21 protein-coding genes are annotated in these 20,473 nt (G+C 68.0%); 10 read left to right on the plus strand and 11 right to left on the minus strand.

Annotated elements, in window-relative coordinates; genetic code table 11:
* Positions 1–71 precede the first annotated feature (71 nt).
* Positions 72–2,681, minus strand: a complete 2,610-nt coding sequence (locus DEU35_RS03900; RefSeq protein ID WP_116238668.1) for an MMPL family transporter — start codon at positions 2,679–2,681, stop codon at positions 72–74.
* A 120-nt stretch (positions 2,682–2,801) separates the two neighbouring features.
* Between DEU35_RS03900 and DEU35_RS03905 the strand changes: the two genes are divergently transcribed.
* The 3 genes from DEU35_RS03905 to DEU35_RS03915 all read left to right on the plus strand — a co-directional run bounded on the left by DEU35_RS03905 (position 2,802) and on the right by DEU35_RS03915 (position 5,713).
* Positions 2,802–3,371: a TetR/AcrR family transcriptional regulator gene (locus tag DEU35_RS03905; protein WP_116238669.1), complete on the plus strand. Its 570-nt coding sequence runs from the start codon at positions 2,802–2,804 to the stop codon at positions 3,369–3,371.
* A gap of 238 nt (positions 3,372–3,609) precedes the next feature.
* Positions 3,610–4,632: a TerC family protein gene (locus DEU35_RS03910; RefSeq protein ID WP_116238670.1), complete on the plus strand. Its 1,023-nt coding sequence runs from the start codon at positions 3,610–3,612 to the stop codon at positions 4,630–4,632.
* A 115-nt stretch (positions 4,633–4,747) separates the two neighbouring features.
* Complete coding sequence (locus tag DEU35_RS03915; protein ID WP_116238671.1) at positions 4,748–5,713, plus strand: LLM class F420-dependent oxidoreductase; 966 nt, start codon at positions 4,748–4,750, stop codon at positions 5,711–5,713.
* Between the two features lie 33 nt (positions 5,714–5,746).
* On the opposite strand, the gene DEU35_RS03920 is transcribed toward DEU35_RS03915, so the two are convergent.
* The 5 genes from DEU35_RS03920 to DEU35_RS03940 form a co-directional block, all read right to left on the minus strand.
* A complete protein-coding gene (locus DEU35_RS03920) occupies positions 5,747–6,652 on the minus strand; it encodes a helix-turn-helix domain-containing protein (RefSeq protein WP_116238672.1) in 906 nt (301 codons plus the stop codon).
* 514 nt (positions 6,653–7,166) lie between these two features.
* The gene (locus DEU35_RS03925; RefSeq protein ID WP_116238673.1) at positions 7,167–7,658 is read right to left on the minus strand and encodes an FBP domain-containing protein; all 492 of its coding nucleotides are present in this window, start codon (positions 7,656–7,658) and stop codon (positions 7,167–7,169) included.
* Between the two features lie 261 nt (positions 7,659–7,919).
* Entirely contained in the window at positions 7,920–8,297 is a 378-nt protein-coding gene (locus DEU35_RS03930; protein ID WP_103206757.1) for a PPOX class F420-dependent oxidoreductase, read from the minus strand.
* Positions 8,291–8,833: a 2'-5' RNA ligase family protein gene (locus DEU35_RS03935; RefSeq protein WP_116238674.1), complete on the minus strand. Its 543-nt coding sequence runs from the start codon at positions 8,831–8,833 to the stop codon at positions 8,291–8,293. Before DEU35_RS03935 ends, DEU35_RS03930 begins: the two co-directional genes overlap by 7 nt.
* A 7-nt stretch (positions 8,834–8,840) precedes the next feature.
* Complete coding sequence (locus DEU35_RS03940; protein ID WP_103206759.1) at positions 8,841–9,218, minus strand: hypothetical protein; 378 nt, start codon at positions 9,216–9,218, stop codon at positions 8,841–8,843.
* A 167-nt stretch (positions 9,219–9,385) separates the two neighbouring features.
* On the opposite strand from DEU35_RS03940, the gene DEU35_RS03945 reads away from it, so the two are divergent.
* Positions 9,386–9,679, plus strand: a complete 294-nt coding sequence (locus tag DEU35_RS03945) for a hypothetical protein (RefSeq protein ID WP_116238675.1) — start codon at positions 9,386–9,388, stop codon at positions 9,677–9,679.
* An 11-nt stretch (positions 9,680–9,690) separates the two neighbouring features.
* Here the strand turns inward: DEU35_RS03945 and DEU35_RS03950 are convergent, their stop codons facing one another.
* Positions 9,691–10,017: a hypothetical protein gene (locus DEU35_RS03950; protein ID WP_103206761.1), complete on the minus strand. Its 327-nt coding sequence runs from the start codon at positions 10,015–10,017 to the stop codon at positions 9,691–9,693.
* Positions 10,018–10,206: 189 nt separating this feature from the next.
* Here DEU35_RS03950 and DEU35_RS03955 point away from each other — a divergent pair, with 189 nt between their 5' ends.
* Positions 10,207–10,662 (plus strand): MarR family transcriptional regulator, encoded by a 456-nt coding sequence (locus DEU35_RS03955; protein WP_103206762.1) that lies wholly within the window; start codon positions 10,207–10,209, stop codon positions 10,660–10,662.
* A gap of 6 nt (positions 10,663–10,668) precedes the next feature.
* Here DEU35_RS03955 and DEU35_RS03960 read toward each other — a convergent pair whose 3' ends face one another.
* Positions 10,669–10,989 (minus strand): ATP-dependent DNA ligase, encoded by a 321-nt coding sequence (locus tag DEU35_RS03960; RefSeq protein WP_103206763.1) that lies wholly within the window; start codon positions 10,987–10,989, stop codon positions 10,669–10,671.
* A gap of 75 nt (positions 10,990–11,064) precedes the next feature.
* On the opposite strand from DEU35_RS03960, the gene DEU35_RS03965 reads away from it, so the two are divergent.
* The gene (locus DEU35_RS03965; RefSeq protein ID WP_116238676.1) at positions 11,065–12,090 is read left to right on the plus strand and encodes a glycoside hydrolase family 6 protein; all 1,026 of its coding nucleotides are present in this window, start codon (positions 11,065–11,067) and stop codon (positions 12,088–12,090) included.
* Positions 12,091–12,211: 121 nt separating this feature from the next.
* Positions 12,212–13,144: a response regulator transcription factor gene (locus DEU35_RS03970; RefSeq protein ID WP_174799613.1), complete on the plus strand. Its 933-nt coding sequence runs from the start codon at positions 12,212–12,214 to the stop codon at positions 13,142–13,144.
* Between the two features lie 91 nt (positions 13,145–13,235).
* Here DEU35_RS03970 and DEU35_RS03975 read toward each other — a convergent pair whose 3' ends face one another.
* On the minus strand, positions 13,236–14,705 hold the full coding sequence (locus DEU35_RS03975) for a glycosyltransferase (RefSeq protein ID WP_103206765.1): 1,470 nt from the start codon (positions 14,703–14,705) through the stop codon (positions 13,236–13,238).
* Between the two features lie 145 nt (positions 14,706–14,850).
* Here DEU35_RS03975 and DEU35_RS03980 point away from each other — a divergent pair, with 145 nt between their 5' ends.
* Positions 14,851–15,930, plus strand: a complete 1,080-nt coding sequence (locus DEU35_RS03980) for a hypothetical protein (RefSeq protein WP_103206766.1) — start codon at positions 14,851–14,853, stop codon at positions 15,928–15,930.
* Between the two features lie 16 nt (positions 15,931–15,946).
* On the opposite strand, the gene DEU35_RS03985 is transcribed toward DEU35_RS03980, so the two are convergent.
* Positions 15,947–16,750 (minus strand): fructose 1,6-bisphosphatase, encoded by an 804-nt coding sequence (locus tag DEU35_RS03985; protein ID WP_103206767.1) that lies wholly within the window; start codon positions 16,748–16,750, stop codon positions 15,947–15,949.
* Between the two features lie 174 nt (positions 16,751–16,924).
* Between DEU35_RS03985 and DEU35_RS03990 the strand changes: the two genes are divergently transcribed.
* Together DEU35_RS03990 and DEU35_RS03995 are read left to right on the plus strand one after the other, a co-directional pair.
* Positions 16,925–18,592 carry a cell wall metabolism sensor histidine kinase WalK gene (locus DEU35_RS03990; protein ID WP_258027866.1) on the plus strand — a complete coding sequence of 556 codons (1,668 nt, stop codon included), beginning with the start codon at positions 16,925–16,927 and terminating at the stop codon, positions 18,590–18,592.
* A complete protein-coding gene (locus DEU35_RS03995) occupies positions 18,592–19,707 on the plus strand; it encodes a hypothetical protein (protein ID WP_103206769.1) in 1,116 nt (371 codons plus the stop codon). Before DEU35_RS03990 ends, DEU35_RS03995 begins: the two co-directional genes overlap by 1 nt.
* On the opposite strand, the gene DEU35_RS04000 is transcribed toward DEU35_RS03995, so the two are convergent.
* Entirely contained in the window at positions 19,708–20,337 is a 630-nt protein-coding gene (locus DEU35_RS04000; RefSeq protein WP_103206770.1) for a hypothetical protein, read from the minus strand.
* Positions 20,338–20,473 lie beyond the last annotated feature (136 nt).

The raw sequence follows: 20,473 nt of genomic DNA on the forward strand, positions 1-20,473 counted from the left end.
GGGTGGTACCCGCATGATGCGGCCTCGACGGCGACGTCGGCCGGGGCTTGCGCTCCCCCGGCCGTGGGTGATCACGCGCCGTGGTGTCCCGGGTGGCGACGCTCGAGGGCCGCCCCTTCGACGTCGACGTTCGGCACGATGCGGTCGAGCCAGCGCGGCAGCCACCACGCGGCGCCGCCGAGAACGTGCATGATCGCCGGCATCAGCAGCATGCGCACGATGAACGCGTCGAAGAGCACGCCGAGACCGAGTCCCAGACCGAACGACTTGATGATGACGGCTTCCGAGGTGATGAAGCCCGAGAACACCGAGATCATGATGATCGCCGCCGCGATCACCACCGTCCGACCCGCGCGGAAACCCTGCGCCACGGCCAGCCGCGGCGCCGCGCCGTGCGCCCACGCCTCGCGCATGCCGGTCGTCAGGAAGAGCTGGTAGTCCATCGCGAGACCGAACAGGATGCCGACGAGGATCACCGGCAGGAAGCTCAGGATCGGTCCCGGGTTGTGCACACCGAACAGCCCTCCCAGCCATCCCCACTGGAAGACCGCGGTGACCGCTCCATAGGTCGCGAACAAAGACAACACGAAGCCGAGGGTGGCGATCAGGGGCACGAGCAGGGAGCGGAAGACCATGATCATGATCAGGAAAGACAGGCCGACGACGACCACGAGGTAGATCGGCAGAACGTCGGCCAGCCCCTCGGAGATGTCGATGTTGATGGCCGCCGCTCCCGCGACGCCGAGCTCGATGTCGCCGTCGACCGGGGGCAGCGACCGCAGGTCGCGCACCAGCCGGTCGGTCGACACCGCGTTCGGGCCCTCGGCGGGGATGACCTGGAAGGCGGCGAGCGTGCGGTCCTCGGACACCGCGACGGGAGCCACGGCGACCACGTCGTCCTGGGAGAACAGTTCGCGCGCCACGTCGAGCTGAAGTCCCTGCACGTCAGCCTCGGCGGTACCCGTGGGCAACGCCGCCGTCACGAGGAGCGGAGCGTTCGATCCGGCTCCGAAGGCTTCTTCGCTCCAGGTGAAGGCCTTGTAGCCGGTGGAATCCTCCGCCTCGCTGCCACCGTCGGGCAGTCCCAGGCGCATCGACAGGGCGGGGATCGCGATCACCAGCAGCACCACGGTCGCCACGAGCATCGTCACGACGGCGCGCACGGTCGACATGGGGCGCACGGCTCGGCCGGTGGTCGCGACCGGGCCGGTCTCGGCGCGAGCGGCGCGACGCGGATGCTCCTGGGCCTCGACGAGCTCCGTGCGGGCCGCACGGCGCGAGTGCTCGGCGGCGTCCGACGCGGCGGCCGCCCGAGCGCGCGCCTTGCGACTGAGGATGCGCATACCGGCGAGCCCGAGCAGGGCGGGAGTCAGCGACACGGCGATCAGCACCGCCACGAGGACGCTCACCGCGCCCGCGGTTCCCATCAGACCGAGGAACGGGATGCCGGTGATGTTCAGCGCCAGCAACGCGACGATGACCGTGGACCCGGCGAAGACGACGGCGTTGCCCGCCGTTCCGTTCGCGAGGCCGATCGATTCGCGCACATCCGCCCCCGACAGAAGCTGCTTGCGGTGGCGGTAGAGGATGAAGAGCGAGTAGTCGATGCCGACGGCGAGGCCCAGCATCACGCCGAGGAACGGGGTGACGGATGCCATCTGGATCACACCCGAGAACGACAGCGTCGCCATGGCGCCGATGGCGACACCGATGATGGCGGTGGCGATCGGGAACGAGGCCGCGAGCAGCGACCCCAGCACGACGACGAGGACGATGCCGGCGATGGCGACGCCCACGACTTCGCCGACCCCGAAGATCTCGGGTACGCCCTGCGAGATCTCGGTGTTGAACGCCACGCCGACACCGGGGACCGGGTCGGCGGTGAAGTGCTCGACGACCGCTTCCTTCGACGCCTCGGTGAGTTCGAGTCGGGGCTTGTCGAACGAGACGTTGACGATCGCCGTCGATCCGTCCTCCGACACCAGTCGGATGGCATCCGCGAAGCCGAGCAGCTCCGAGCCGTCATCGAGCTGCGTCTGCTGCGCGTCGATCTGGGCGAGTCCCTCGGTCAGCTGCGTCTGCTGCTGTTCGAGAGCCGAGCGTTGCTCGTTGATCTGCTGCTGCTGCGCGTCGAGGGCGGAGAGCTGGGTCTGCTTCTGAGCTGAGGGCAGTGGTGCCGCTTCGATCCGCGCCTTGCCCTGGTCGAGCTGCTGCTGTCCGGCCTCGAGCTGAGCCTTCCCCGCGTTCAGCTGCTGCTGACCCGACTCCGCTTGAGCGCGGGCCTCGTCGAGCTTCTGCCGACCGTCGACGACCTGCTGGCGCTGATCCTCGAGCTGCTGCTGGGCGGTGAACGGATCGGTGACGCGGGCCACGTCGGGCAGGTCGCCCGCCGAGGCCACCAGGGCCGAGATCTCGGTCTTCTGCTCGTCGGTGAGAGCCGAGCCGTCGTCGGTGCGGAACACCACCGCTCCGGATGCTCCGGCGAAATCGGGGAGCTCCCCCTGCAGTTCGGAAATCACGTCCCCGGATGCCGTTCCCGGAATGTCGAAGCTCGAGCTGAGTCCCTTGAAGCCGATGAGGAAGCTGCCCACGACGATGCCGAGGATGACGGCCCACGCGACGATGACCGTCCACGCGCGGCGGGCCGCAAACGTTCCGAGGCGGTGCAGCAGTTCGGCCATGCGGGGTGTTCCTCTCGTGCGGTGCGCGCGAGGGAGCACCGTCGGCTCCGACCAGTCAGCCCAAAGATAACACGCACCGTCTCGTCTCGTTATTGGCCCGGATCGTCCAGAATGTGAGTCATGACCCTTCCGCGCAGTGGACCCGTCCGCAGCGAAGCGGCACGCCTGGCGATCCTCGACGCGGCCGTGACGCTCTTCGCCGAGCGCGGTTACGACCACCTCACCATCGAGGGGATCGCCCGGCGCGCGGGCGTCGGCAAACAGACCATCTATCGCTGGTGGACGAGCAAGGGCGACGTCATCGCCGAGGCGATCCTCGAGGGGCGCCTGCTCGGAGGGCAGCGAGAGCTGCCTGACACGGGCGACCCCCGGACCGACCTCGCTGTGTGGTTGACCGACCTTTTCACCCTGCGGGCGAGTCCCGACGGAGAAGGGCTCCTGCGTTCTCTCGTCGCGGCCGCGGCGGGCAGCGCCGAGACCGGTCGGCGACTCCGGGCCGAGATCCTCGCGGCTCCCCTCGTCGAAAGCCTGTCGCGGGCCATGGGCGGAGTGACGGGCCCGCGGCTCCATGCCGCGGCCGACGCGCTCCTCGGGGCGGTGATCCTGCGGGCGCTGAGTCGCGAGGAGTTCGACGGCGACGACATGCTCACCCTCGTCGACGCGATCGTGGGCGGCGCTCCCCCGCGCTGAGAGGCCGCCCGGGTCACGGCATCCGGGCGCTTTCGATTAGCACGGGGCCGGAGGCGATGTCCAGGCCGAGCGCGCGCGGTCCCATGCCGTAGAATCGCACCCAGCAAGGGGAGTACTCCCGCCGCGACGTTCTCGTCAATACGGATCACGCCATCGTGAGCCCGGGACGTCGGCCCATCTCGTCGGGTGGAGGAGACCTTGGTGTCTCGTCGTACACCTATTTCCCTTGGAGGTCGCCATGGGCGTCACCCCTCTGATCTGGATCATCACGATCGCGATCACCGTCGCGTTCTTCGTGTTCGAATTCTTCGCGCACGTCCGTAAGCCCCACGAGCCCTCGATCGCCGAGTCTGCGCGCTGGTCGGCTTTCTACATCGGCCTGGCGTTGCTGTTCGGCGTCGGGATCGGCGTCTTCTCCGGCTGGACCTACGGCGGTGAGTACTTCGCCGGGTATCTGACCGAGAAGGCCCTGTCGATCGACAACCTCTTCGTGTTCCTGATCATCATGACCGGGTTCGCCGTGCCCAAGATCTACCAGCAGAAGGTGCTGATGATCGGCATCGTCATCGCCTTGATCATGCGCGGCGCGTTCATCGCTGTGGGCGCGGCCCTCATCGAGAACTTCTCGTGGATCTTCTACATCTTCGGCGCTCTCCTGCTCTTCCTCGCCTACCGTCAGGCGTTCTCGCACGGCGAGAGCGACCCCGCAAACGGCAGGTTCATGACGTTCGTGCGCCGCATCCTCCCCGTCACCGAGGAGTACAACGACGACAAGCTCACCGTGCGCAAGAACGGAAAGCGCTTCGTCACCCCGATGCTGCTGGTCATCATCGCGATCGGCTTCATCGACCTCGTCTTCGCCGTCGACTCGATCCCCGCCATCTACGGCCTGACGAACGAGGCCTACATCGTCTTCACCGCCAACGCCTTCGCACTCATGGGCCTGCGTCAGCTGTACTTCCTCATCGGCGGCCTGCTGGAGCGCCTGGTCTATCTCGCGCAGGGCCTGGCCGTGATCCTGGCGTTCATCGGCGTGAAGCTCGTCTTCCACGCCCTCCACGTCAACGAGCTGCCCTTCATCAACGGTGGTGAGCCGCTGCTGTGGGTGCCCGAGATCCCCATCTGGTTCTCGCTGCTGTTCATCGGGGGGACGGTCGCGGTCGCGACGTTCCTCAGCCTCCGCAAGACCCGCAACGACGATAGGAAGAAGGAGCGGGAGACGTTCGACGGAGAGAAGGTCATCCACGCTCCCGAGGACTGAGCTCTCCACGAAGGGCCCACGACCTCCGTCGTGGGCCCTTCGTGGTCCCTGCCGCATCCCCGCGGCGAACGCAACCCCGGCGGACGAGCGCGATCGCCGCCTTACCGTGGCCGACATGACGCGATTCGGCTACACCCTCATGACCGAGCAGAGCGGCCCCAAAGCCCTCGTCGACTACGCCGTCGGCGCTGAGCGCGCCGGCTACGACTTCCTCGTCTCGAGCGACCACTACTCCCCGTGGCTGACCAGCCAGGGGCATGCTCCCTACGCCTGGACCGTGCTCGGGGCGGTTGCGCAGGCCACCACCGAGGTCGAATTGATGACCTACGTCACGTGCCCCACGGTCCGATACCACCCCGCCGTCGTCGCGCAGAAGGCGGCGACTCTGCAGCTCCTGTCCGACGGCCGTTTCACCCTCGGGCTCGGGTCGGGCGAGAACCTGAACGAGCACGTGGTGGGCGAGGGCTGGCCGGCCGTCCATGCACGCCAGGACATGCTCGTCGAAGCGATCGAGATCATCCGCGCTCTGCACACAGGAGATCTCGTCACGTACGACGGAGAATACTTCCGCGTCGACTCGGCACGCGTATGGGATGCCCCCGAGGGTGGCGTCCCGATCGGGGTCGCCGTCTCCGGCGAGCACTCGATCGAGCGCTTCGCCCCTCTCGGCGACCACCTGATCACCACCGAGCCCGACGGCGACCTGGTCCAGGGCTGGAACGAGCACCATGAGGGCGAGTCCCGCAAGATCGGTCAGATCCCCATCAGCTGGGACCCTGACAAGGATGCCGCGATCGCGCGCGCCCACGACCAGTTCCGCTGGTTCGCGGGCGGCTGGGCCGTGAACGCGGACCTGCCCACGCCGGCAGGATTCGCCGGCGCATCGCAGTTCGTCCGTCCGGAGGACGTCGCGGAGTCCATCGCGTGCGGCCCCGACCTCGACGAACTCGCCGAGAGCGTGCGCCCGTTCATCGACGCCGGCTTCACCGACATCGCCATCGTCCAGGTGGGCGACGCGCAGCAGCAGCGGTTCGTCGACGAGATCGCCGCTCCCCTGCTCGAGAAGCTCCGCGCTCTCTGAGGTGTCGGGGTGCGCTTTCCGCGCACCCCGACCTCACCGCCGACCCATGTACCCCTTCTCGGCGATCCATCGCTCGAGCTTCCAGACCGGCAGTCGGAAGATCCGCGCGACGGTGAGGGACGAGTACCCTGCCTCCGCGACGGCGGCAATCGCGAACTCCCGGAGAGAACTGAACTCCCGTCCCTCGAGAACTCCTTCGCGCAGATCGGAGAAGGTGCGCGGCTCCCGCGACCGCGTCGGAGCGTCGGAGGTGACGAGCGCGAGACGCGCGGCACCGTCCCGATGTCGCACCGACGCAGATTCCTGACGTCCCGCGACCGCGGACGGTGACGCCGTCCGGCGGCCGTTGGCCGGTGCATTCGAGCCGGTGACGGCCACGGTTGCCGCTTCGACACTCCACGGTGCCGCCGGAAGCGGACCCTCCCAGGTCTTCTCCGTCGACCGGTTCGGGGCCGACGCCGACGCGATCGGCTCCGGAAGACCCGTCGGCTCCGAAGGCTCCTGATCCGCCTTCGGCGTCGCCCAGGGGGCGGCGGGGAGTTCACCTCCCCACACCACCTCACTGGGAACCACGTATCGGCTCGGTGTAGAGGCTGCGGTGGTGTCCGACATCCACGGCGCGGGCGGGAGCTCCCCGCCCCACGTCTCTTCCCTCGGTGCGACGTGACGGCCCGACGAGTCGCGGTCTCCCCCGCCGTGCGTGGTCTCGGCGAAGAGCTCCGCGAGTTCGATTCCGAAGGTCTCCGCGAGTGCGACGAGCGTCGCGAGCGATGCCGTCGTCCGCCCCGATTCGATCGCGCGGACGCGGGACTCCGAGATCCCCGCTTCGAACGACAGGGCGACAACGGTGAGGTCACGCTCCCGCCGCAGCTCACGCACACGGTCCGCGAGCGTGTTCAGCACGGCATCCAGGCGGTCGTCGATCGTCATATGAGTCATGAATCCGCCTGGGCACGAGCTGCCGAGCCGTGACCCCCGTCACCGACGGAGAGCGCGCCCCGGGCGCCCGTCCCCCCGACGGCGGACCGAAGGCGGCCCGAAAGACGTCCTCTTGCCGCACCGAGCGATTCTGCCGACACCGTTCTCCCCCTCCGACGCAGATACGTCGACTCATGTCCGGGGGAGACACTGAACATTATCGCGTCCGACGCCCGCCTCGCGGCGAGACGTGCCGCTACGCGGCAGGCTTCGTCATCGCCGTCGGAGAGAACGCGGCATCTTCGCCGGACGCACGGCCGACACCGAGATGAACGACGATCACGTCATCGACATCGACGACACCGACGCGGCTCCCGCGGAGCCTCGTCGACAGGCGCACGGAGGCCGGGACCCGCCTTCGCGGTATGGCACGGCCGCACGTTCGCAATGCCACCGCCGGATTCTTGCCGCGCCCGCGCTCCGTGCGCGAACCCACCCCGCGGACCGGCGGCTCATCGACGCCGGCCGGTGTCGATCACGCGCCGTCGCGTATGTCCCGGAAGAAGGTGTCGACGTGGGTGCGGAGCGCCTCCACGCGGCGGTCGCGAGCCGCGGCCGCATCATGGCCGAGATACGCGGGCGGATCCAGACGACGCGCGTTGCGGGAGCACTCGAACCGCGCGCACACCAGGGTGCCGACGGTGTTCCCCGCCCGTCCCGCTTTGCCCGCGCGGCGTGCGGAGAAGAAGACGACGTCATTGGGCAGGGTCACATCGGAGCACCACGAGCACTGCGGTCGCGTGCGCGTGGGCTGCTCGGTCTGCCGGAGCTGCAGGCCGACGGGACCCCCGTCGATCTCGGCGACGACGAAGCCGAGCAGCGGGGTCTTGGCGTCGCGCCAACCGAAGTAGTCGAGACGATCCCACGTGGTGGCCTCGAGGTCGGCGGGAATCACGATCGAGCTGCGTTCGCGAAGCGAGACGTTGACGAAACTGGAGCGGAGGGCGGATGGAGAGAGAGCGTGCATGGGGAAGTCCCGTCGATGAGCCGCATCGTTCGAGCCGGTGCGGCGACCAGCGCGCGATGAGATCGCGCGGCGATACGCCCGTCACGAAAAGGAGGGGCGCGGTGGGCGATCCCGCAAGAGGCGGAGCGCCCGCGCCGGTCACCCGGCGAGGAAGACGGCGTGCACGGCGCCTGTGCCGTCGGCGCTCCACGCGCCGACGACCCCCTCACGCCCGGAGGGCATCGACGAGGTGACGGGGGACATCCCCTCAGGATACGCCGGTCACCCGCGGAAGGAAGCCGAACCCAGAATCTTCTCGACGGTCATCTCCAGAACGACGCGGTCCGGGTTCGGACGCGGCTGGCGATAGCGCGCCGCGTACAGCTCGACCGCGTGCGCCACGGCCTCCGGATCATCGCTCACTCGCGCCGGGCCTTCGAAGCTGATCCACTGCGCGCCGTCGACCGAGCAGATCGAGGCGCGGCCGCTGCGCTCGGCGTTGACGAACTTCTGCGTTCCGCGCGAGCCGATCACACGGACGACGCCGTCCTCGTAGGTGAACCCGACAGGTACCGCGTGCACGCGACCCGAACGTCCCACGGTCGACAGGGTGGCCAGGTGGTACTCGCGGAGGAAGGAGAGGGCGTCGTCGGTCAGCACTGTTCCAGCGTGCCACGTCCGACGAGGTCGGTCACCGTCTTGGTCGCGGCATCCCAACGACGAATCGCGACGGCTCGCGCCTCGAGGTCTCCCCCGCCGTGGTGTCCGAGAGCGTCCAGCGCCTCACCGATGCGGTCCAGCGGGACCCGGCGAGCCAGAGTGACGTGCGGTGTCCACGCGCCGGGCACCGTGCGGTCGACGTCGGCGCCCGGCCCGGCGAGTTCGTGAAGGCGCGCATGCAGAGCGAGTACCGCTGCCGTGGGAACGACCGAGCGCGCGATGACCCGATGCCGCCCCGCGCCGAAGAGAAGCGGCGCGCCGAGCGTGAGCGAGAGGGGGAGGAAACCGCACAGGTCTGCGACATCGAACGGGGCCAGCGAGGAGCGGACGAGCAGCGTCGCGTGAGGGCGGTTGCTCTCACCCCGGTGACGGGCCTGACTCGGCAGGTCAGCGGCGAGCAGGGCGTCCCACTCCGCACGCACCGCGGCATTCGTCTCGTCGTCGAAGACGAGGTCCAGGCTGACGGCGTCCGTCATCGACGGGTCAACGTGTCGACCACCACGCGGCCGCCACCAGCAGCGGTTGGAAGAAGAGTCGGCCAAGGCGCTTCTGGTCGGTGTCCAATCCGAAGGCCGAGCGCCCCTTTCGCCACTGGTCGATGTTGCCGGGGAAGATGGCGACGAAGAACGCAGCGAGAGCCGCGCCGATGCGACGACGCTCCTTGGGCAGAACGAGGAGCGAAAGCCCGAAGGCGGCCTCGACGACCCCGGATGCCACGACCACGGCGTCGCGATCGAGGGGACCTTTCTCCACCAGGACATCGGGGACCTGTGCCTGAAAGTCGCGCCGCGCGAAGGTCAGGTGGGAGATACCGGCGAACAACATCGCCAGGGCGAGAGCCCCGCGCACGACACTTTTCATGGTTTCACCCTATGACGCTTCCCTGTCGCCGTCGCCGGATGTCGCGATGCCGACCGCGGGTAGCCGTGACCGTGGAGCCTGGCTACGGCATACGTCCTGATTACGCAACCCCAGGTCGCCGACGTCTCCCGACGGTTGACTGTCCACAGATACAGATGAGGTGCACGGTGACCATGACAGACAGCGCCACTCGCGCGAGCGAAGAGCAGGATCTGGATGCCCTGCTCGTGCGCGCTGCGGTGGGCGACTGCGACGCCTTCGGGGAGTTCTACGATGCGACGGCTCCGCAGATCTACGCGGTGCTGCTGTCGATGACGGGGGTCGCGTCGACCGCCGACACACTTCTCGAGAACATCTACGTCGAAGCGTGGGAACGCATGCGCGGACGATCGGCTCCCCCGTGCCCGGGGAGGGAATGGATGTCGTCGATCGCGCATCGGCACGCTGCCGCCCACCTCTGACGGGGCGGTGGTCAGTGGGCCTCCGAAACGGAGGGCACGGCGTGGTCGTCGAGATCGATCGTCAGGCCGCCCGAGGAGTTGGCCGAAGTCGCGAGCGAATGAAGGAGGGCCGGGTCGAGAGCCTCGGGTTCCGCCGAACCGAAAACGAACCTCAGGGGAATAGACGGCTGGATCCATAGCGTGCTGCGGCCCGTCGGTTCGCCGGAGGGGTGCCTCCACGACAACGTGAAGCTCTCACCCCGCCGCAGCTTCGTAGCGATGACCACCTTGACGTGGGCGAGGACGCGGTCGGGAACGCGGATCGGAGTCGGAGAAGACCCGTAGAACAGTGAGCCCATCGGCCTCTCCTTTCCCGGTGCGCCGGTCGGGCCATCATACGAGGTCTCAGTCGTCGCGGCGAGGGGACAAGAGGTGCAAGCCCCTGCTGGGCCCGGAATTGTTGCACCCGAGCCGGAAAAGGACGGTCGACGGGAACCTCAACCGCCTCACTACAATGCCTAGACGGGGGCTCAACCCGAGGAGGCCCTATGACACTCGAGACCGGAATCGACCAGGCGATGACGGCAGCGCGCGCGGTCGAGAGGCTCCGTCTGGCGGAGGCGCGGCTCGCTCGCCGCCGGCAGTCCGACTGCGGCCCCAGCGAGAACGCACGGGCGGCGATGAGGCTGATCCTCGAGCGGGCGGATGCCGGGGCAACCCTGACTCCGACCGAGATCGCGCAATCACTGGGCATCTCCACGGCGTCGGTGACGGGGATGCTCGATCGCCTTCGCGCGGGCGGCCTCATCGACTTCGTCGCCAACCCGTCGGATCGTCGGAGCAAGTTCGTCGTGCCGTTCGACCGCGACACCGACCCGGATGCCATCGACCCCGTGACCGCCCGCATCCGCGAGTTCGCCCTGGGGCTTCCGGGCGACGCGGCAGATCAGATCACCGCGTTCCTGGACCGTGTCCGCGAGGTCGTCGACGCCGAGTGCGCCTGAGCGGACTTAGGCGCTCGCCACGGAGATCGACTCCGGCTCGGGCTCGACCGTGACGCTGAGCCCCTGCGGGGAACTGGCCTCATCCATGAGATCCTCGATCCACCGACGGTTGAGCTGCGGGGCACGACTTCCGTAGAAGTGGAAGACGAGCGGGATCGACGGCGAGATCCAGAGCGTACGCGTGCCGCTGCCATCACCCATCGGGAAGTGGAACATGAACGACTCGCCCCTGCGCAGCTTGTTCATGAAGACCATGCGAAGGTGGGAAAGAGTCCGATCCTCGATGTCGAACGAGTGACCCGCAGTGTTATAAACCAGTTTTCCCACGACAGCAGTCTATATCGCTTCACCCGGTTAACTACCTCGCCCCTCGTGGGTTTCACCTCGACTAGAGTTCCGAACGTGGCGAGATCACCCCGGCCGAGACGGCCTCGACGACGGTTCCCCCGCGGGCTTCTCGTCGTCGGCGCGCTCGTCGTCACCGTCGCGCTCATCGCGGGGATCGGCGTGGTCGGAAGCCTCGTGACCACCCTCTTCCAGACCCTGTCGGCCAAGCCCCCGGCGGTCGACACCCGCATCGTCGCGCCGGACGAGTCGAAAGCCGCACAGGCCGCTCGCTCGGGAGCGGGCGATTCCGACGAGATCGCCGCGGCACAGTGGCTCTCCACGCAGCCCACCACCTACTGGCTCACTCCCGAGATCGATCCCGTCGACGAGGTGTGGGACCGCATCGCACACCTCGCGGCGGAGGCTCGCGACCAGAAGGCATCACTCTCGGTCGCCGTCTACGGACTTCCCGATCGCGACTGTGGGAACCATTCGGCCGGAGGCCTCGACCCTGCGTCCTACGCGCAATGGACGAAGCGCATCGGCGATGCGCTGCGCAACGCGTCGGACGTCCAGAAGATCGTGGTGCTCGAGCCCGACAGCATCGCACTGTCCTCCTCGTGCGGGTCTGTCGGCGATCGCGCCGGATACCTGAAGAACGCCGTCGAGAACATCAGCGGCACCAACACGTGGATCTACATCGACGGGGGCCACTCCGCGTGGCATCCCGCTGCGGAGATGGCGGGGCTCATTCAGGCGATGGGAATCTTGCCCGAGGTGCGCGGCGTCGCCCTGAACGTGTCGAACTATCAGGACACCGCCGCCGAGTTCGCCTACGCGCATGCTCTCTCGGATCTTCTCGGGGGCACTCACGCCGTCATCGACACCTCGCGCAACGGCGCGGGGCCGGCGGGCTCGGAATGGTGCAACCCTTCCGGCCGCCTCGTGGGCAGCCCCGGCGGCTCGTACGGAGATGGCGTCGTCGACACGAACCTGTGGATCAAGCCTGCCGGCGAGAGCGACGGCGAGTGCAACGGCGGACCCGCTGCGGGCATCTGGTGGCCGGCCGCGGCAGCGGAACTGACACGCGAGCAGCGTTGACCTCCGAGTCGACCGCGACGCGGCCGAGATCTGTGTCAAAATTGCGCTCGTCGAACTGCGACGCCGCGACTCGGGGGAGAACGCGGGCACGGTCCCGTGCGAAGCCGGAAGAGTGGGTGACATGAGCGACAGCACAGAGATGCTGAAAACGGCCGTGATCGTGGAAGACGATCCCGACATCCGCCACCTGCTGGTCGAGGTGCTCGAGTCCGCAGGATTCTCCACCGTCTCCGTCGGAAACGGCATCGACGGGGTTCGAGCGGTGATCGCCTATCAACCGCTGATCACGACGCTCGACGTGAACATGCCGGGCATCGACGGCTTCGAAGCGGCGCGTCGGATTCGTCAGCAGAGCGACACGTACATCATCATGCTGACCGGTCTCGAAGAAGAGGCCGATGTCGTCCTCGGCCTCGGCGCCGGCGCAGATGAATACGTCGTGAAGCCTTTTCGTCCTCGCGAGCTGCGCGCGCGCATCGAAGCGCTGCTTCGCCGCCCCCGTGCCGCGGATTCCGCGGTGTCCTCCGCCCCGCGCCAGGACAGTGTGGGCCCGTCCTTCCCCGCCGGGCGGCCCGAGACACCCGTTACGTCGCCCGCGTCGAACGCGGCAGCGGTCATCGTGCCGTCCTCCCAGGGCCCTGAGCCTCGCGAGTCGGCCCCGGGTGGCGAGATCGTCCCGCGCTCCTCGCCCGGAGAGCTGACGCCCACCGGCGGCACCTGGGTGACCCATCGTGATCTGCTGCTCGATCCCGACAGTCGCCTCGTGCGTGTCGACGGTGAGGAGCTGGAGCTCACGCGGACGGAGTTCGACCTTCTTGCGACCCTGATGGAGTCCAAGCGGCGTGTACGCAGCAAGGCCGATCTCACGCTGGTCCTCCGCGGCGAGTCGTACGTGACGAGCTACTTCGTCGGAGAAGCCGACAAGCGCGCGATCGAAGCGCACATGACGAACCTGCGTCGCAAGCTGGGCGACAACCCCGCCAACCCGCGCTACATCGAAACGGTGCGTGGAGTCGGGTACCGGCTGACCTCGGAGTTGCTCGCGACTCCGTAAGACCGGCAGACATGACGGATGCCTCGACCCTCCCCAGGGCCGAGGCATCCGTATTTTCTGATGCGTTCGGGCGTATCAGAACGGGTGTCCGTCAGACCTTGAAGCCGTGGTGGCGACGGACGAGCTTGGAGAACATGAGGAGCGTCTGGAGGACGGTCACGACACCGACGATGGGCCAGCCGATCCACAGGATCGACGACTGCACCATCGGCCCGACCATGACCCAGATCACCGCGAGGGCGATGGCGACGGCGATCAGGACGACCATCGGCGTCCAGTGTCCGAGACCACCACCGCGCTCGGCCTTGGCCTGCATCGCCCAGTTGTCGACCTTCTTGCGCGAGAGGAAGCGGGTCCACGAGCGGACGAAATGGCTGATGCGGATCCACATGAAGATCTCCGCGGGGAAGAAGAGCACCGCGAACAGGACGTCCGTGCGGTCGACATTCTTCATCGTGCGGGCGATGCGGAGGTTCAGCAGCATGGCGATCACCGGGGGGATCAGCCACAGCGGCGAGAAGACGAAGGCGTGGATCGTTAGCGAACCGGCGAGAAGGGTCAGGAAGGCCACGCGGACGAAGAGGTTCGTGAGCATGCCGAAGTTCTCGAACCACCGCAGGCGGAGGTTCGGGTGGAACGGCTGCCCCTTGGTGTCGCCGCGCTGCCCGGGCCACATGAGCTCGATGGCCCCGTACGTCCACTTCACCTGCTGAGCGTCGTAGCCCGACAACGTCGTCATGCCACCCACGTCGGCTCGAGCGTACGGGCTGATCTTGGTCAGGTAACCGGCGCTCTTGATCTGGAGCGACAGCAGCGAGTCCTCCACCTCGGAGTCCTTGACCCACGGGGTGCTCTGGTGGTTCTGCTTCATCGCGTCGCGCAGGGCGTTGGTCGAGAAGATCGAGAACTGCCCGCCCAGGACGGCCATGTTGCGGCCCCGCAGCATGTTCTGCAGGTTGAAGGCCGCGAACTGCGTGCGCTGACCCGCCGTGAGGAACCGTGCGACCAGGCCTTTGATGGGCTTGTCGTCGATCGTGTAGATCGCCGAGATCCCCCCGATGCGGGAGTCCGAGATCGCCTCCGTCTCGAGGTACTCGACGGCCTTGCTGTCGGCGATGGTGTCGCCGTCGACGCCGAGGAGGTAGTCGTAACCCTCGACGAGCGAGTAGCCGTAGTTGAGCGCGCCGACCTTCTTGTCGGGGTTCTTGCCGATGTCGTGGACGAAGACCTCGGTGAACTGCTCGCCGAGCTCGGTGTGCAGTTCGTGCGGCCCGCTGTACTCGGAGGCGATCTTCACCGTCGCGTCGGAGGTGTTGTTGACGACGACGTGGATGACGTCCGGCACGCGAGTCTGCGCGAGCAGGGCCTCGATCACGTCAGCGATCGACTCCTCCTCGTTGTACGCCGGAATGACGCAGCCGATGGTGGAGCGGTGCACCGAAGTGTTCTCGAGCACGGCGGCGAAGTCGTCGGCGAACCCGTGCTCGCCTGCTGTCCCGAGTGCGCCCGGGTGCATGTCGAAGTCCCGGGCGTGGGAGGTGAAGCTGCGCGCATCGGTCATGGCGTTGTCTTCCTGTCGGTTCTCGCGGCGTATCGGCCGAGACCTACTCTGGTAGGTTCGCCGCAAGACGACCGCTGTAAAACGACCACCGTCCCCGCAAGATTTCCTCAAGATTGCGGCGGACATTCGAAGGAGACGACCGTCCGTGATCGTCCTCGCCCTGCTGGCATCCATCGCCGCCGCGGGCGTAGCCCTCACCATGCTGTTCTTGGCGCACGGCCGCCCGGAAGACGATCGCGGTGGAGCGCGCGCCGACATGGTCCGCTACTTCGGCTTGTCCGCCATTGCCGCCCTGCTCTGCGGAGCGATGAACGTCATGGAGACCGCCTGGGATTCCGTGGCCGCGGCAGCCGCGGGGAACGCCACCAACATCATGGCCGTCGGCCTTCTCTGGGCGGGGGTGCGGCGGCTCAACGGTCGGCGCGCGATCGGCGCCATCAGCACGGGGGCCGGCGGAATCCTCCTGTTCGGCCTCACCTTCCTCGTGCCCCTCGATGATGCGACCCTGCTGAAGACGGCCGGTCTGGTGATGTTCTCGGCACTGTGCGCGCTGGAGTGCGCACGCCCTCCCGTAGGGCAGCTGGGCGGGGCGCGTCTGCTCTCCTGGACCCTGAGTCTTTACGCCGTCTACAACCTCGCTCGTCTCGCCGTCGTCGCCGCGTTCGGCCTGGCGCCGCTTCTTCGGCAGGGTCCGGTCTCCGCCGAGGCGACGGCCGCGGTCAGCGCTGTGGCGATCACTCTGGTCTCGGTCAGCGCGGTGTGGATCGGACGCCAGCTCGACGACGACCCGGCGCCCGGCACGCGAGCGCACGACCGGGGCGCCCTACGCCGCGAGACGTCCCGCCTGCTCGCCGAGCACTCGATCGTCCGCGCGACGCTCGTGCGGGTGCCCGAGCTCGACCTGATCCGCGCCGCGCACAGCGGCGAGCGCGCCGACACGATGCTGCGCACCGTGGCCGACGCCGCCTCGGATGCCCTCACCGATGTCGTCACGGGGATGCCGGCCCGAGACACGGTCTTCGCCGTCGCTCCCGTGACGACCGACGCGACGGACGTCGAGGAATCGCTCCGACGCGCGTTCGCCCGGCGCATGCCCTCGATCGACTACGACGACGTGCCCGACCTTTCTTTCGAGCACCATCTTCTTCGCGACGTCGACGACCTCTCCTGGCTCATGGAGAGCCGGCGGTCGCGGCACCGTCTGGGCCAGCCGCGGAACGACTGAGTCCGCCGGGAGCGGTTCAGCCCTGGTTCGTTGTCTGACCCCAGCCCGGAGCGCGGCCGGTCGTGCTCGATGTCCCCGTGCTCTGACCGCTCGTGGACTGGCCCTCGTCGGCGAAGATCGCGATAGGGAGGTACTGGTACACCGTCTGCTGGCTGAACGACGTGTCGGTGTTCGCCGTGCCCTCGACGGCGACGTTCAGTGCGAACTCCAGCGTGATGCCGTAGGTGTCCGCCGGCAGCTGCCGGATCGACGTGGTCGGAACGAGGAGTCCGCCCTGGAAGCTGTTCAGCAGGAGCCCTCGGTCGGAGCGCAGGGTGTCCGAAGGAACCAGCGTCCGCGGATCGGCGCTGAACTGGAACGGGCTCGACACCTGTCCGCTGGTCTGCGCGGTCTGGGAGGTGATGGAGATCGACGAGACGTAGACGCGACGCTTCTGGGCGAGAACGGCCTTCTCGTCGACACGGTCGTCGACGATGTTGACAGCGAAGCCGAGTTGCTTCTCGTTGGTCGCGGTCCACTCCATCGTGCGCTTCGGATCGACCGCCCAGACGTCGAGCCGCAGCTCGAGCCCGTCGGCGACCTGCGACGTCAGTCGGACCGATCCGTCGTAGGTGAACTGCGAGTCGAAGGGTTTCGTCCCCGCCGAGGCCTGCGGCGCCGGCGTCGCCACGACGACGGACTGATTGCTCCCCGCTTGTCCGGGGAACGCGCCGAGCACATCGGTGATCTGGCTGCATCCCGAGAGCACGGCCGGCGCGACGATGGCGAGGGCGAGGGTCGCGGCTGCGGCGCGCGCACGGCGGCGAGAGAGCTTGCTCACAGGTGTCTCCTGAGGAAAGGCGCGGAAGGCGCAAGAGGTCGATGATCGACCATCACGCTGCAGGATGCAGGCCTCAGGGGGAGTCTGACCGGGCGACGCGATCGGAGACCACGCGCGGCGAGCAGAGACAGGATGGCGCGCAGCAGACTACACCACTCTCTATACACTCGGAGAATGGCATCCATGAGGAGCGTCCCTCCGGCGGTTCCTCCGGGGGGCATCCCCGACGACGACGCGACCAATCCGGGCAGTCGCACCCGGTCGGTGTGGCTGCTGCAACTCGTTCTCGGGGCGAGCGTGGTCATCACGGTCCTGCTCGTCCAGGCCCTCGAGCCCGCGCTTTTCTCCCTGTGGCCTTTCTCCTCCGGCGTGGGTGTCATCATCGCGCTGACGGCGCTGGCGATGGTCGTACCCTGGCAGAAGATCCCCCGTTCAGCGGTCGCCGTCATCCCGTTCGGCGACATCGTCGGCATCGGGCTCCTGAGCTACGGCACCGATCTGCGCTTCAGCTTCTTCTGGGTCTTCCCCATCATCTGGATCGCGACGCACTTCACGCTCGTCTACCTCATCTCTGCGCTCAGCACGGTGGGCGTGATCATCGTGGTGGATGCCACGGTGAACGCCTCCGGGCCGGTGACCGCCCTCCGGCTGATCGTCGTTCTGCTCTCTCTGACGTTCATCGCCATCACCTCCTTCCTCTCGGCGCGACAGACACGGGCCTTCAAGCAGCTGCTGCGTCGCCAAGCGAGCCGGCTCCAGGGGACCCTCCAGCGCGTGTCCGGCCAGGAACGCCGCGTATCGCAGATGCTGAATGGGCTCGACACCGGCATCGCACGTCTCTCCGTGGACGGCGAAGTGCTGGCGCTGAACGACACGTACGTCGCGTTGTACGGGGTCGAACGCGACGAGCCGCAGCGTCCGGGCGCGGCGGTCGAGTACGCGACGTTGCGCGGCGAACCGCTCCCCGAGGCCGAGCGCCCCTTCGCGCGGGCATCGCGGGGGGAGCAATTCGACGACGAGCGCGTCTGGCTCTTCGATCCCCATGGCGAGTGGCACGCCCTTTCCGCGTCGACGCGCCGGCTCATCTCCTCCGACGAGCCCGAGAGCACGCTGCTCATCGTTCACGACATCACGGCGCTGATCGAGTCCGAACGCGCACGCGAGCGCCTCGCGGCGACCGTGTCTCACGAGCTGCGGAACCCGCTGACCGCGATCATCGGCCATGCCGATCTCGCACTCGACGACCCGAACCTGCCGCCGAAGGTACGCGAGCAGCTCGAGGTGATCGCCGGCGCCGGCGAGCGTATGCAGAAGCTCATCTCCGAGATCCTCGCGACCTCGAGGGGGGTGTTCCGCGAGACCTCCTCCCCCGTCGCCGCCGACGCCAGCCGCATCATCGCCTCGTCGCTGGCGTCGTTCCGTCCCGCCGCGGCGGCGCGCAGGGTGAGCGTGGTGGACGACCTGCCCGACACCGCCGAGGTGGTCGGGGACGCATTCCGGCTACGGCAGGCGTTCGACAACATCTTGAGCAACGCGATCAAGTACACACCCGCGGGAGGCACGATCCGCATCTCCGGCGACGTCTCCCCGGACGATGTCATCCTCCACTTCGCCGACACCGGCATCGGCATCCATCCCGACGACCTCGAGCGCGTCTTCGACCCCTACTTCCGCGCACAGTCCGTCCGTGAGAGCCCCACCCCGGGCACCGGCCTCGGTATGGGCATCATCCGCAGCATCATCGAGGATCAGGGGGGTTCTCTCTACCTCGAGAGCGAGTTGGGCACCGGCACCACCGTGACGGTCATCCTTCCCGCCCGCGTCGACGCCGGAGCGTCGTGATGCCGTCCGACGTCCTCTCGAATCTGGGGCTGGCTCAGGCTACGATCGCCACCCTCGGCACGGTCATGATCATCGGACTGGGTTTCCTGCACCGCCCCTCGCGATCGGCCCTCCTGTGGTCCCTCGCGTTCGTGCTGGCAATGACGAGCACCTGGGTATCGGTGACCGGTGCGATGCTGAACGAGGAGTCGGTCCGCCGTGCGGGTCTCGGTCTGATGCTCGGCGCACCCGCTCTGATCTGGTCGGGCTTCCGTGCCCGCCGCGGCGTGCGCGCCCTCCCCTGGGTGAGCGCGATCCAGGCGCTGGCCACCGCCCTGATCTTCGTTCTCGTCACCGATACGAGCGCATACGGGCTCGTCTTCCGCCTGGCTTTCGTCGCCTCCTCCGTGTTCGCCGGGCTCACGGTCTGGGAGCTCCGCCGCGCGGCCGACCGCCTCGAAAGGCTGGCGCTGCCTCTCACGGTCGTCTGTGCCATCTTCGTCGCGCTCGGGGTCGGCACTCTCGTCTCCGGACTCGCCGCCCCGACCGCACTGGGCGACCTCGCGCTTCCCCGTGTGCTCAACGGGCTCGGCATGCTGGTCTTCCTCGTCTGCGCGACCGTGTCCCTGCTGTACTTCACCTCGGTGTCACCCAGCGGACGTCGCGCGGCATCGAGCTGGCCCCACTTCGTCGTCACCGCGACGGACCGCCTGGCTCGAGCCCGACGCGCACAGGAGGAGTCGTGGGCCGTCCTGACGGTCCGGCTCGACGATCCCGCCCAGCTGCGCAGCGCCGCCGGGGAAAGCGGCTGGCTCCGTCTCGTGGGGCAGTTCGAATCGCTCGTCGCCGATACTTTTCCGGCCGAAGCTGACCTGGGTCGCGAGATCCGAGGACGAGTGGTCGTCGTCGTCTCACGCCCCGACTCGGTGCTGCGCGAGCTCGTGCGCACCCTTCTCCGACAGATCACCGAGCTCGATGTGTCGGCCTACATCGATATCCAACTCTCGGCGAGCATCGGATGGGTGCCGGCGAAAGCGGCCGATTACGACTTGAACGCTCTCATCGTCGACGCGGATGCCGCGGCCTGTGAGGCCACCCGACGAGGCGGCGATTGCTGGGAGCGCGTCCGCGCCTGATCAACCGGCCTCTCCCCCGCCCGCGATCGCGACGGTGAGTGTGTCGCTCGCGGTCTGCTTCGCGAACTCGGTGGATGTCGGGGTGGTCTGGACGAGGAACTCGTAGGTGAACTGGAGCGTGACGAAAGTCGCCTCAGCGGGCACCTCACCGACGTTGAAGGTCTGCGAGTAGCTGTACGGCGAGAGCACGAGATAGCCGGGCGCGTCTGTCTGATCGCTCTGCGGAGTGAGCGCGGAGAAAGACTGCGAGGCGTTTCCCGGGACCGCTGTCATCGTGGCCCGCTGCAGGTACACCTTCTGTCCGTCGTTGGGCGTCACCGTCGTCTCCATCGACAGGTTCACGGGCTTGAGGGCCGTGGCCGTCCAGCGATCCATAGCGAGGGTAGACCAGTAGTTCACCGTGGCGGCCACGGAGCCGGCCGTCAGCGAGCGCTGCGTGGAGCCGCTCGACAGATCGTTGCGAACGGGCTGTGGAGCCGCGGTCGCTGTGGCCGACGGCGAGGGCGACTCGGGGGCTTGAGCGCCGCCCTGGGCCCACGGCGGCGCTCCGCAGCCGGTGAGACCGAGAAGGGCCGAAACAGCCATGGCAACGCCGATGACCACCCTGCCGCGATGCTCTGCGAGCGCCATGAATCCTCCCTCGGATCGTTTCACCCAGTGTAGGTGGCGGGAAGACGCGGGCGGCGGGTCTGCACCCCTGAGGTGGCCGCGTGATCTGCCGCCCCCGCCCGTACGACGCGTTCCGCCGCACCCGCTGCGCGCGCGG

Origin of the sequence: Microbacterium sp. AG157 (genome assembly GCF_003385695.1) — a bacterium.
Classification (GTDB): domain Bacteria; phylum Actinomycetota; class Actinomycetes; order Actinomycetales; family Microbacteriaceae; genus Microbacterium; species Microbacterium testaceum.

Coding starts and splice junctions, on each gene's coding strand:
- DEU35_RS03995 (WP_103206769.1), top strand. CDS start 18,592: ATGCCGTCCGACGTCCTCTCGAATCTGGGGCTGGCTCAGGCTACGATC.
- DEU35_RS03905 (WP_116238669.1), top strand. CDS start 2,802: ATGACCCTTCCGCGCAGTGGACCCGTCCGCAGCGAAGCGGCACGCCTG.
- DEU35_RS03920 (WP_116238672.1), bottom strand. CDS start 6,652: ATGACTCATATGACGATCGACGACCGCCTGGATGCCGTGCTGAACACG.
- DEU35_RS03975 (WP_103206765.1), bottom strand. CDS start 14,705: ATGACCGATGCGCGCAGCTTCACCTCCCACGCCCGGGACTTCGACATG.
- DEU35_RS03935 (WP_116238674.1), bottom strand. CDS start 8,833: ATGACGGACGCCGTCAGCCTGGACCTCGTCTTCGACGACGAGACGAAT.
- DEU35_RS04000 (WP_103206770.1), bottom strand. CDS start 20,337: ATGGCGCTCGCAGAGCATCGCGGCAGGGTGGTCATCGGCGTTGCCATG.
- DEU35_RS03955 (WP_103206762.1), top strand. CDS start 10,207: ATGACACTCGAGACCGGAATCGACCAGGCGATGACGGCAGCGCGCGCG.
- DEU35_RS03970 (WP_174799613.1), top strand. CDS start 12,212: ATGAGCGACAGCACAGAGATGCTGAAAACGGCCGTGATCGTGGAAGAC.
- DEU35_RS03915 (WP_116238671.1), top strand. CDS start 4,748: ATGACGCGATTCGGCTACACCCTCATGACCGAGCAGAGCGGCCCCAAA.
- DEU35_RS03950 (WP_103206761.1), bottom strand. CDS start 10,017: ATGGGCTCACTGTTCTACGGGTCTTCTCCGACTCCGATCCGCGTTCCC.
- DEU35_RS03990 (WP_258027866.1), top strand. CDS start 16,925: ATGGCATCCATGAGGAGCGTCCCTCCGGCGGTTCCTCCGGGGGGCATC.
- DEU35_RS03925 (WP_116238673.1), bottom strand. CDS start 7,658: ATGCACGCTCTCTCTCCATCCGCCCTCCGCTCCAGTTTCGTCAACGTC.
- DEU35_RS03940 (WP_103206759.1), bottom strand. CDS start 9,218: ATGAAAAGTGTCGTGCGCGGGGCTCTCGCCCTGGCGATGTTGTTCGCC.
- DEU35_RS03910 (WP_116238670.1), top strand. CDS start 3,610: ATGGGCGTCACCCCTCTGATCTGGATCATCACGATCGCGATCACCGTC.
- DEU35_RS03900 (WP_116238668.1), bottom strand. CDS start 2,681: ATGGCCGAACTGCTGCACCGCCTCGGAACGTTTGCGGCCCGCCGCGCG.